We start from the raw sequence: 12,318 nt of genomic DNA on the forward strand, positions 1-12,318 counted from the left end.
CGATGCACAGGCGGCTCGCATTCATAGATACCTTGCGCGGCATCGCGGTTCTGTCGGTGCTGCTCCAGCATGCGGTGGAGCAGATCGTGCTGAACCAGGCGGCCGGCGACTATTATCGGTTCTTCCAGAATGCGGTCGGCGAGTACTTCAATTTCGGCCGGTTCGGCGTCGTGCTGTTCTTCTTTGTCAGTGGCTTCGTGATTCCGAACAGTTTTCCGAGCAGCTCTGCGCCGATCCGGGACTTCGCGATCAGCCGCTTTTTCAGGCTCTACCCGGCCTATTGGGTGTCGATCGTCGTTGTCCTGCTCATTGCGCCGGCGATGGAGGGGAAGACGTTTCCGCTGTCGCAGGTCCTCGCCAACATCACCATGTTGCAGATGTTCATGAACATCCAGAACCTCAACATCGGATATTGGACGCTCGCCGTTGAGTTGATCTTTTACGTCGGATGCATTGCGCTGTTTGCGATCGGGCTGCTCAGGGCACGCTGGACCGCGATTTGCATCGTCGTCGCGGCGTCCCTGAGCGCAATTGTCGCCTTTCCCTTCGTCAAGAACCATCTCGTCTGGGGCTTGCTCGAGCTCATGCTGGATCTGACGGCGATGTTTCTCGGCAAGGTGGTGCGCGATGCCGTGACCGGCGACCGCCTGCAATGGCGCTATGTCGCGATCTGCACGCTGCTTTACGTGCTCTATGCGGCCGTCTGCGCCTATCGGCGCTATGGCGTGGACTATCAGGACAATTTCTTCTCCGCTTACGGCATGGGTGCCGCCTATATCGGTGCTGCTTTCGTGTTCCTGGCATTTGCCGTTCTCGGAGAGCGCGGGGCCTCGGGCATCATGTCCTTCGTCGGCCGCATCAGCTATTCGATTTATCTGATGAGTCCCTACGCGCTGGTGGTGATCATGCATTTTTTCGGCACGGGCCGAAGCCTTGCTCAATGGTCTCTCTTTGTGATCGGAGTTGCGTTGGTGTCGATCCTGGTCAGTTGGTTGAACTATCTGGCTGTAGAGAAGCCGATGGTGACCTTTGGTCACCGGTTTCGTTCGCGGGCATTTGCCGCGGTCGGGCTTCAGCCGGCGCTGCGGGGACACGGGGCCGAATGAACAGCCAGGGCGAGAAAACCTATGCTGAGGCCGGCGGCGCATTCGTGCCGTCGATTCAGGGATTGCGTGGAGTTGCTGCGCTCACCGTGCTGATCGATCACTTTTGTGACATGCCCAAGGGGGGCGTCTACGATATCCCCAATCCCGGCTTTCTGCCGCCGATATGGCCGTGGCTTCAGGCCGTTCTCAACTCAGGCGGCCATGGCGTCGAGCTGTTCTTCATGATCAGCGGCTTTCTGATCCCCGCGAGCCTGGTGCGGCACGGATCAATCGGAAAGTTCATGTATGATCGCGTTCTGCGCATCATGCCGGTCTTTGTGCTGCTGCACCTTGCGTTGTTCGTGGCTGGCCCGATCGTCGGATACAAGTTCTTCCGGGGGATCGATCTGCCGACCTATCTTCAGGTGTTCTTCGCCAATCTGTTCTTCGTCCAGGACGCGCTCGGGCTTCCTATCGCCCAACAGAACGCTTGGACGCTGACCTACGAATGGGCGTTCTATATCCTGTTCGCATTGTGCTTCGGTGCCGTCGTACGGCTGAAGAGTTGGTGGCTTGCGGCGCCACTGATTCTTCTCGGATTCCTCTGCATGCTCTATTGGCCGATTACTGCGTTCTTCGTGGTCGGTATGCTTTTCAGCGCTAGTAACTTGCGCTTTCGGATTGCGGGGGGCGTAGGCGTCGTTGCGGGGCTCGCCTCTTTTGCTGCCATGTATGCCGCACTCGACGTCTTGCATCCTTTTGCCGCGCTGATTCCGGGCTTTCTGCTGTTCGGAATGGTGCTGGCGCCGGGATCCGGATTGGCGGGTCTGTTGAGCTCGGCGCCGCTGCAATACATCGGCAAGATCAGTTACAGCCTCTATCTCGTTCATCCCTTCGTGCTGTTCCCGTTGCAGGTCGTCGGGTTGAAGCTGGTCGACCGCGGCGTCGATCGCTGGCTGCTATGGAGCGGGTTCGTGATCTTTGGGCTGGCGCTGGCCTTGATCGCAAGCGCGCTCAGCTACGAGATCATCGAGGTGCGCCTGCGTCGATTCATCGATGGGGCGCTCCGGCACATTCTCGCGCGGAAAATGGCGCAGAGCCCGGCGGCCTGATCGCGTCAGGCCGGCCTCTGATAGAACCGGCGCAGCCGCAGCGCCGGTTTTTCAATGACGTTCCAGGAGAAGGCCGCAAAGCCGAGCGTCAGCACGATGACGATCGGCAGGATGATCGCAAGCGAGAGGCGGTGATCAGGCCCCAGCACGCGCTGGAAGATGTCGATCGTCGCCTGTGTGATCGGGAAGCCGTAGAGATAGATGCCGTAGGAGAGATCCTGGATGAACAGGCGATCGAATGCCTTGAAACTCTGCATGCCGATGTAGACCGTGCAATAGGTCAGGAAGATCCCGGCCAGCGGCAGCAGGACGTTGAGCCACATGATCGCGGCGTAGCAGAGCGCCGAGGCGGCAAAGATCGCCCAGTGGATCGGCACGTATTTCGCGTGCAGGCGGAACAGCATGCCGAAGAAGAACATGAAGACAAGGTACCAGCCTGCCAGCCTCGTCGAATCGGACCGGACGTTGAAGGTCGCGGGATCGATAAAATAGGCGACCAGTTCGATGAGGAGCGCTACGCCCACAAGCAACGTGATCCAGCGGATCTTTCGCGGCTCGTCCGAGATCATGCGCGCAAGCAGCAGCGCGAAGGCGAACACGTAGCACCAGAGCTCCCAGGGCAGGGTCCAGAGATTGGCATTGACCATCTCCGGCCAGGGATTGTGCAGGAACAGGCCCGGCAGCTCGAAAGTGACGTGACCGACGATGTTGCCGAAGTAGCGGTAGAACTGGTACTCGGACAAATATTGCGACAGCGGCAATTGCGTCAGCAGCGGTCCGACCACGAGCGCGCACAGCGTCACCTCGACGCTGAGCGCCGGGACGATCCGCAGCACGCGGTTGATGAAGAAGGTCTTGAGATCCGGATTCTTGATGGCGCTGCCGGTGACCAGGAAGCCGCTGAGCGCAAAGAACATCCCGACGAGCGCGATCAGCCCGGGCCGGAGCAGCTCCTGGATGATTTCGGATGCATGGAGGTGGCTGAAGGACAGCGCGGTCAGTCCGCCCATCTTGTCGATGGCGGCGGCGCCGGGGTCCTTGAGGACATAGACGGCCATTCCCGGTTCATCGAGCTTCTTGACGAAGGCGGCGCCGGCGAACAGGCCGGCAACCGCGACACGGCAATGATGCGACAGAATGACCAGCGACAGCAGGTGCCGCATCATGTTGAAGCCGGGTCCGAGACCCTTGTTCTTGGCCAGAATGCTTTCCGCTGTTTCGTGGCGCGCCAGGCCCGACTGGATGGTGTCGGGCAGCCGCCAGAGCCGCGTCGGAGCGGAAGGGCGCTCACGGCCGAGGGCGCCCGGCAACGAAACGGTTGCGAGCTCTGCGTCTCGATCCGGTTGCGACATTCTCGTCAGCCTTTCATACGCCTGTTTTGGCGGCACCTGCGGATGCCGCGGAGTTGAAGCCAATTCATGGCCGTGCGGCCGGCTTGGCATAGCATCGAATTGCGGCGTTCGCCCAACCGATGGCCGCTATGCGACAATGGAACGGCGGCGTCCGAGCCGGCGGCAATAGGCAATGAGCGGTTGCTCGACATACCAATGGATCAGGATCCCGGCGAGGATCGACGCGACCACCGCTGCGATGACGAACAGCGCGGTCGGCAACGGATTGTGGAGCCGCGCGGAAATCTGAATCAGCACGACTGCGGTCGCCGCGTGAGTGAGGTAGATCGAATAGGAGGCGTCGCCGAGCAGCATGCCGAGGGAATGCAGCAGTCCCGGCTTCTCGGTCGAGACGATGCCCAGCCAGACGACGACGGTCGCGAACAGCGTCCACCAGAGGGCGCGGAGCCCGTTGTCTTCCGACAGTGTCGCCCCGACAAGGGCCGTTGCCAGGACCGTCGCAGCGAGTGTGAGCAGGAATGCTGCAGGATAGCGGCGCTGCACGATGGGATGCCCCTTCAGCCACAGCAGACCCAGCGCAAATCCCATGCCGAACTGAAGGTTGGGCATCATGATGTTGCCGTAACCGACCACGGTGGCGAGCGCGAGGCCTGAACCTTCGGGCTGCAGCAGTTCCGGCCACGCGAGCCAGTGAGACGCCGTGTACCACGCCAGCGGCGCAAGGAACCAGGCGGCCAGCACATAGGAAAGAGGGCGGGGCCGCAACATCGTGATTGCAAACAGGATGTAGAAAATGAACTCGTGCCTGAGCGTCCAGACCACGTGGGGCCGCAGCTCTCCGATCGGCCAGAGCGCCATGGCGCGCAGGCCCGGGAGAAGATCGATCTTCGCCGAGCCGGCCATCGACAGCAGGTTGTATCCGATCACGCATACCCACATGAAGGGAATGATGCGCAGGAAGCGCCGGCCGAAGAATTCGGCGCGCGTGCTGCGGATCGGGCCGAATGAAACAATCGTGATGATAAAGCCGCTGATGACGAAGAAGATTGCGACACCGAACAGGCCGGTTTCGGCAAGCGCAAACGGGCTCTCACCGTAAGACGGCGGCAGGCTGACCAGCCAGTTGACGTGCCAGATCACCACCAGAATGGCTGCAAAACCGCGCAGGTATTGAATTCCCGGTACGATCCCGCCCTTGGGGGACCGCGCACCCTCGATATCCGTCAATGTCGCCTCAATGCCGCGCTGGTGCTCGATTTTACCGATCGCATCAGTGATCGGTCAAATCCTGATTTTTTGGCGCGATGATGATGGATGAGGCAATGCCGCAGCGATAAGGCGGCTGAATGCGGGCGTGCCGTCGATTCCAGGTTGCGTGCGGCTAGGCGGCGTTCGCCGCACGCAATCCCGGCTCGATCAGACGAACATGAAGTCGCTGCTGGTCACGTTCGCGGCAACGACGTTCTTCAGCAGGATGGTGTCGTTCGCCGTGACGTGGATCAGGGTGTCGGCACCGGACTGGCTGAGCTGGAGCTGGCTGTAGTCGGTGGCCATCAGCTTGGCGATGGCGACCGTGTCGTGGCCCGTGGCCGATCCGGCGTGGAAGCCGTTCACCGTGTCGCTGCCACCGCTGAACGAGATCGTGGTCGATCCGGCGCCGGCCACCGCGAAGGTGTCGTTTCCGGTGCCGCCGGTCAGCGTGATGCCGGCGACCTTGGCCGACGAATTGTGCGTGCCGTCCGAGTTCAGGATGTCGACATAAGCCAGGTTGCCGGCCGTGTTGTAGGAGTCGTGCTCCGTGTTGGTTGCGTTGAAGTAGAAATTGTCGTGCGAGCCGTCGGCATTGTTGACGTACATCTTCGCCTTGACGCCGTCCGTGTAAACGGTCGTCGCATTCGAGCCGTCGGTGTTCTGGACGTAGTCGCTGGCGATCTTGCCGCTCGAATAGGTTTGGGTGTCCTTCGAGCCGTCGGCATTGGTGATGTAGACCGACGTCTTGACGCCGCTGCTGAAGTTGGTCGTCGTGGTGTTGCCGTTGGCCTTTGCCACCGTTTGGGTCACGCTGCCGGTCGTATCGTAGGTCGACGACAGGGTCGAACCGTCGGTGTAGTTCTGCACTTCGGTCGTCTTGTGACCGGTCGAGTCGTACAGATCCGTCGTGATGCTGCCGTCCGAGTTGACGACCTTGCTGTATTGTAGGGTGCCGTCGGCGTGCAGATCGGTGATCGAGGTGATGGTGCCGTCCGCCTTGGTCTGCTGGATTTCGGTCGTGTAGGCCTTGCCGGTGACGTTGTAGGCGGTGTTGGTGTGAGTGCCATCGGCATGCGTTTCATACGTCGCTGTCTTGACGTCATTGGTGTAGACCGTGGTCAACGACGATCCGTCGGTCTTTTGGACCAGCGTGCTGGTCAGGTGACCAGACGTATAGAGATCAGACTCCTTCGAGCCATCTGCGTTGACGATGTAGACAGATGCTTTCACGTCGCCGCTGTAGTTGGTCGTCGTGGTGTTCCCGCCGGCCTTCGCGACCGTCTGCGTGACCACACCTGCCGTATTGTAGATGGAGGTCAGTGTCGATCCATCGGCGTAGTTGACGACCTCGGTCGTCTTGTGCCCGGTGCTGTCGTACTGGTCGGTGGTGGTGCTGCCGTCGGCGTTGACAACCTTGCTGTACTGCAAGCTGCCATCCGCGTGGAGGTCGGTGATCGCCGTGACGGTGCCGTCGGCCTTGGTCGTCTGGATCTCGGTCGTATAGGCCTGGCCGGTAATGTTGTAGAAAGTGTTGGTGTGGGTGCCGTCGGCGTTGGTAACGTACACCTTCGATTTCACGCCGCTGGTGAACACCGTCATGGTCGACGACCCGTCGGTCTTCTGGACGAGATCGCTGGCGATCACGCCGGCTGTGAACAGCTTGGTTTCTTTGCTGCCGTCAGCGTTGGTGATGTAGATCGAGGTCTGTACACCTGCGCTGAGATTGGTGGTCGTGACGGTGCCGTTGGTGGCCTTGGCCACGGTCTGCGTCGCGACCCCCGACGTGTTGTAGGTCGTCGTGAGGCTAGATCCGTCGGTGTAGTTGCGCACCTCCGTGATCTTCTGGCCGGCGGTGTTGTAGAGGCCGGTGGTGGTGCTGCCATCCAAATTGGTGATCTTGGTGTACTGGGTCGTGCCGTCGGCATGCAGATTGGTGAAGGCCGTGATCGTTCCGTCGGCCTTGGTGGTCTGGATCTGGGTCGTATAGGGCTGGCCGGTGATGTTGTAGAAGGTGTTGGTGTGGGTGCCGTCGGCGTTGGTGACATACACCTTCGATTTCACGCCGCTGACATAGACCGTCATCGACGACGATCCGTCGGTCTTCTGGACGAGATCGCTGGTGATCACGCCGGCTGCGTACAGCTTGGTTTCCTTGCTGCCGTCGGCGTTGATGATGTAGACCGACGTCGGAACGCCCGCGCTGAGATTCGTTGTCGTGGCGTCGCCGTTGACCGCCTTGGAGACCGTCTGCGTCGCGACCCCTGATGTGTTGTAGGTCGTGGTCAGGCTGGACCCGTCCTTATAATTCTGGACGGTTGTGATTTTCTGCCCGGCCGTATTGTAGAAGCCGGTGGTCGTGCCGCCGTCCGCATTGGTGATCTTGGTGTACTGCGTCGTGCCGTCGGCGTGCAGTTGGGTGATGGTGACCACCGTTCCATCGGCCTTGGTCGTCTGGATCTGCGTCGTGTAGGCTTGGCCGGTGATATTGTAGAAAGTGTTGGTGTGGGTGCCGTCGGCGTTGGTGACGTACACCTTGGATTTGACGCCGTTGGCATACACCGTCATCGACGACGATCCGTCGGTCTTCTGGATGAGGTCGCTGGCGATCACGCCGGCTGTAAAAAGCTTGGTTTCCTTGGTGCCGTCAGCGCCGGTGATGTAGATCGAGGTCAGAACGCTCGCACTGTAATTGGTCGTGGTCGCGCCGCCGTCGGCGGCCTTGGCGATGGTCTGGGTTACGACGCCAGATGTGTTGTAGTTCGTGGTCAGGCTCGATCCGTCGGTATAGTTGCGCACTTCCGACGTCTTCTGGCCGGCGGTATTGTACAGGCCCGTGGTGGTGCTGCCGTCGGCGTTGAGCACCTTGGTGTACTGCGTCGTGCCGTCGGCGTGCAGTTGGGTGATGGAAGTCATCGTTCCATCAGCCTTAGTGGTCTGGATCTGAGTGACGTATGCCTGCCCGGTGATGCCGTAGAACGTGTTGGTATGTGTGCCGTCGGCATTGGTCACATAGACCTTGGACTTCAAACCGTTGGCGTAAACCGTCGTGGTCGTGGATTTGTCCGAGCCGTAGACAGTCTCGCTCGAGATACTGCCGTCCGAATTGTAGTTGATGATCTGCTTCGCACCGCCCGTGCTGACGATGGTTTCCTGCGTCTTCACGCCAGCCGCGTAAAGAAGCGTGTCGCTGCTCCCGTCGACGTTGACGAGCGATTTGCTGGTGATGACGCCGTTACTGAAGTTCGACGTCTGCGTTCCCGTCTGTGTGCCGGATGAATTGAAGAACTTCGTCTCGCTCCAGCTCGACGTCGAGGTTGTGACGGAGAAGGAGTAGCCGCCCTGGATCGCCGCGAGCGCGTTGCCGTAGTGCGAGATGATGTAATTCATCGTCGACACCGACGCGACGGCGAGCACGTGGGTGTCGGTCAGCGTGATCGAATGCAGGGTGGGGGATGCAGAGAGATCGGCGAGCTCCGCGACGATCGTGGCGGCCGTGCCGGTCACGTCGGTGGCCTGGGCCGGATTCGAGGGGGCGCGGGCCACGCCGTCGATCTCGATGATGATGGGGTGATCGCTCACGGGAATCGTGAACGAGCTGACATTGGTGAAGGTCTCGATCGGGTCGGTTCCACTGGTCGGGTCATAGACCTTGATGGACTGATGCACGCCGTCGAGCTCTACCGTGACGGTCTGGCTCGGATTGCTGATCTCGGTGTTGGTCTTCGGATCCCAAACCTTGGGCTCGGCCCAGACGACCAGATCGTAGGCGCCGTTGCTCTTGCCGAGCACCATGCTGTTGCCGGAGTCCGGCATGTTGCTCAGCGTGTAGCTCAGCGGGCTCGTCGGCTGGCCGCTGCCGGTTCCGTCATCGTTGAGAATCGTCGTCAGATTGTGGACGGCGGTGGCCGCCAGCTTGGGCGTGCCGTCGTCGTAGAACAGTCCGAAATGGCTCTGCGCATTGGTATCGCTGCTCGACGAATTGCGGTCGAGCAGCTCGTAGAGATAAGTCGTGCCGACACCGTCCTTGAAGGCGTCCATCAAGGTGTTGAGGATCGACTTGGCTTGCACCGACTCGTTCACGCCGAGATACGGCGTGGTGCTCAGCGTGGTGTAGCCGGTTTCGGTGATCACCGTAGGATCGCCGGGAGACACCGAGGTTGCGAGGTTCAGCGCAGACGCCAGCGCGGCGCCCGGTGTGGTGCCGGTGCTGACATAGGCGTGGGTGTTGGCGTAGTCCGAGGACGCGCCGAGATTTCCGAGCTTGGCGAAATCGTTGGGATCGTCGTAGGCGAGGGTCAGATTGTAGACCGGAAGCTTGGAAAGGTTCGCATCGGCCTTGATCGCGGTGTAGAGCGCCTGCTGGAATTGCGCGGCCGCTTCGATCGTCGAACTGCCGTTGTAGCTGAACGCCTGGAGGTTGACCTCGTTCAGGCCTTCGAGCGCGATGATGCTGCCCGGGTGTGCCGCCTCGAACGCATCGAGCGCGGCGATGTATTGCTGCAGGCCCGCGGAACCCGTTGCGGGGATCGACGACGAGACGCCGAGGTCGAACTTGTATCCGTCGTTCGCCAGGCCGTCGAGCACCGGCTGCGCCGCCGGGATGTTCGTCAAACCGTCACGAAGCGTGGTGACGCCGAGATATTTGAGATCGGCTTCGACGAGAGCCAGATTGTTGTAGCTGCCCCACGCATATGACACGTGCGTGTTGACGCCGATTGAACTTGTGAACGCGCTTGCCGAGAGAACAGTTTGATCGCTGCTGGTGATGGTCGCCATGACTTACTCTGGTGATGCCCGCTGTGTTGCTCCATGCGTAGCGGCAGAGTTTGTCAGTGACGTTAGAAAGAAGGCTAAAGATGTAGGTATCCGCGGCTTTTCGCGGAACGAACTGCAAGTATTTTCAGCACATTGCGCGACACTGCTTGTTCCTCGCAGGAACTGGACGCGATTGCCTAATTACGATTCACAATTGGCCCGTCGTTCTACGGAATGTTCCATGACAGCCGCGTGAATCGTTTGCGCAATCGAAAATGATTCGTCGCGCACTAATGCGCAGACGCAGTGCTCGATGGTGATGCGCCCGGCAATTGATACTCGGTTCGCCACCCAAGTCGCTGTGCGTCGCCGTCGGCGATGGCTTCGAGCAGCGGACGAAGCGCCTTTCTGGCACCATTGAGGCTGCGGTAAGCCAGGATTGCCTCGATCGCGAGCAGGCCAACGTAGCTCGTTCGATTGATTCGATAGATAAACGTAGAGGTTGTATACCGTTTCTCAATCAAGATCCGGTTCCTGCAGGCATAATAGAGCCGCCACGCCGGTGCGTCGGGGCTGACGAGCGCGCTGCGCGCGCTGGCGCTCGGCTTCTTGTCCCAGGATTCTTCCGCGTCGTTGATGCAACCGACATCCGTCAGATAGATGGCGATGCCTGCGTCCATCAGGCGCAGCGAGTAGTCGTGGTCGTCACTATAGAGAACGAACTCCTTGTTCGGAGGTGAAACCTTCCGGACTGCGCCGATCGGCAGCAGGAGCCCGCCATAGGGCGCGGTCTCGATCCGGCGCAGGTGAAACTCCCCGTAATTGTCCGGATTCCGCCGCGCGGACCGCGCAAACCGCCGCCATAGTTTCGACGGAAGCGAGGCGAGATGAAAGTTCAGGAACGAGTTGGCGCGGATGGCCACGGCGTTCTGATCGGCGAGCAGGGTCGGATAGATGCCCCGATGCCTGCGCAATGCGCACAGCCCGATATCGTCCGTCGCGCCGAGCGCCGTATGCAGCGCGAGCAAGCGATCCAGGAAGCCGTCCTCGCCGACATTATCGTCGTCCAGAATGAGGACGAACCCCAAATCGTCGTCCTCGAGCCGCTGGGCCGCGGTGATGCCGGCGTGAAAGCCGCCGGCCGATCCCAGATTTGAATCGAGCCTGACAACGTCGACGGGAGGCATGGTTGCGAAATCGTCAACCATCACCGGCCGGTTGCATCCATTGTCGACCACGATCACGCGTTTGACCGCGGGGCTGGCCTGAACGGCGGCAACGGTCCGCCGCACCAGCTGCTCGCGTCGTCCGTATGTCACGATGACACATGCGACCGAGCGCCCCGCTTCGGTCGAGCGATTGAGGACGATCGGTGGCTTCGATTCGAGGGGAGCGTTCGACAATTTACTCTCGCTTGGCGTTAAGTCGTTCCATTCGGGCGACATTATAGATACTCAGTCGAATTGGAACGGCAATTCCTCCGGCAATTTTCGCCACAAAAGCGTGCAAACGTATGTTTGCTCCGACAGCGGCCGCGCTTTGCCGGTGAGACCCTATTGTGATCATATTGTGAAGGTCGGTCGCGCAGATGCAGGTGATGGTGGATCGGAATCGGATGCATGCAGTTTCTCGGGCGCATGGAGGCGCGATGTTCGTGGCAGTGAAGAGAATGTTTCTGGCCGTGGTGCTGCTGACGCTTGGTCTGGTGGCATCCATCGAGAAAGCCAGCGCGGGTCCGCTCACCTGGGGGGTCGATGGTCCCGACGCACGGCGCGTCGATCTGAAGGCGGTCTTTGAGGTCATGCGAGCCCGCGGGCTCACGCAATACCGCGTCGCTGCAAATCTCGCGCGGGATACCGATCCCTACGAGGTCCAGATGTACCGGGACATGCTGGCGCTGGCCAAGACCTATGGCATCACCCTCAAGCCGATCCTGGCTACTCCGTTTGCCTGGGGCGATCGCACCGACGGAGGCAAGTATCCGGCCGGCGACTGGAATGCGCTGTATCAGCAGGCCTATTCGAGAACTTACACCTTCGTGATCAATTTCAAGGACCAGATCAACGATTGGGAGATGGGTAACGAGATCAACCTTCTGGCGCTGGATTCCAGCGGCAAGAAGCTCTACGGCCACGGCTGGACCGCCGAGGAATTCGACATGCCGGTCATGAACGACTGGGTCGCGGTCCTCAAGGGCATGTCGGATGCGATCGACAAGATCAATCGCGAGCACGGGACGCATTTGCGACGGGTGCTCAACACCACGTCGACGATGTTCGGCTTCCTCGACTTCATGGCGTCGAAGGGCGTTGGATTCGATGTCATCTCCTATCACTATTATGAAGTCCTGAATCAGAATCCGAACCGCGCGTGGGGCGGCAGCAGGCAGCCCTACAATCTGTTCAAGAAGCTCGCGACCTATGGCAAGCCGGTGGTCTTCAACGAGGTCAATTGCGCGGAGATCTACAAGCCGGCCTACGAGAACGAAGCCGGCAAGCCTCTCACCGAAACGTGCTTCAAGAGCCTGCACGCCACGTTGAGCTTCATCGCCAATCAGGTCGATGCCGACGTCGAGAGCGTGCTGATCTACGAGCTGTTCGACGAGCCGAAGAAGGCCCCGCCGGAAAACCGCTTCGGCCTGATGTATGACCTCAAGACGCCGAAGATCCCGCTCTACATGGTGTCACGTTTTGCGGGAAAGGAGCTCGCGCCGCACGAGGCTGAAGAACTCAACAAGCGCGGAATGTAGACGCGGCACATGCC

7 protein-coding genes are annotated in these 12,318 nt (G+C 60.2%); 3 read left to right on the top strand and 4 right to left on the bottom strand.

What is annotated here, in order from left to right; translation table 11 throughout:
* Positions 1-2 precede the first annotated feature (2 nt).
* Both NLM32_RS12060 and NLM32_RS12065 read left to right on the top strand, forming a co-directional pair.
* Positions 3-1,106 (top strand): acyltransferase, encoded by a 1,104-nt coding sequence (locus NLM32_RS12060; protein WP_254129192.1) that lies wholly within the window; start codon positions 3-5, stop codon positions 1,104-1,106.
* Positions 1,103-2,197 (top strand): acyltransferase, encoded by a 1,095-nt coding sequence (locus NLM32_RS12065; RefSeq protein WP_254129193.1) that lies wholly within the window; start codon positions 1,103-1,105, stop codon positions 2,195-2,197. Before NLM32_RS12060 ends, NLM32_RS12065 begins: the two co-directional genes overlap by 4 nt.
* Before the next feature lie 5 nt (positions 2,198-2,202).
* Here NLM32_RS12065 and NLM32_RS12070 read toward each other — a convergent pair whose 3' ends face one another.
* The 4 genes from NLM32_RS12070 to NLM32_RS12085 form a co-directional block, all read right to left on the bottom strand.
* Complete coding sequence (locus NLM32_RS12070; RefSeq protein WP_254129194.1) at positions 2,203-3,549, bottom strand: acyltransferase; 1,347 nt, start codon at positions 3,547-3,549, stop codon at positions 2,203-2,205.
* A 126-nt stretch (positions 3,550-3,675) separates the two neighbouring features.
* Positions 3,676-4,776 (bottom strand): acyltransferase, encoded by a 1,101-nt coding sequence (locus NLM32_RS12075; protein ID WP_254129195.1) that lies wholly within the window; start codon positions 4,774-4,776, stop codon positions 3,676-3,678.
* Positions 4,777-4,965: 189 nt separating this feature from the next.
* Entirely contained in the window at positions 4,966-9,576 is a 4,611-nt protein-coding gene (locus NLM32_RS12080) for an RHS repeat protein (protein WP_254129196.1), read from the bottom strand.
* Positions 9,577-9,845: 269 nt separating this feature from the next.
* On the bottom strand, positions 9,846-10,958 hold the full coding sequence (locus NLM32_RS12085) for a glycosyltransferase (RefSeq protein ID WP_254129197.1): 1,113 nt from the start codon (positions 10,956-10,958) through the stop codon (positions 9,846-9,848).
* Between the two features lie 245 nt (positions 10,959-11,203).
* On the opposite strand from NLM32_RS12085, the gene NLM32_RS12090 reads away from it, so the two are divergent.
* The gene (locus tag NLM32_RS12090; RefSeq protein ID WP_375143555.1) at positions 11,204-12,304 is read left to right on the top strand and encodes a hypothetical protein; all 1,101 of its coding nucleotides are present in this window, start codon (positions 11,204-11,206) and stop codon (positions 12,302-12,304) included.
* The last annotated feature ends 14 nt before the right edge of the window (positions 12,305-12,318 follow it).

The sequence above is a fragment of the Bradyrhizobium sp. CCGUVB14 genome, assembly GCF_024199935.1.
Lineage (GTDB): Bacteria > Pseudomonadota > Alphaproteobacteria > Rhizobiales > Xanthobacteraceae > Bradyrhizobium.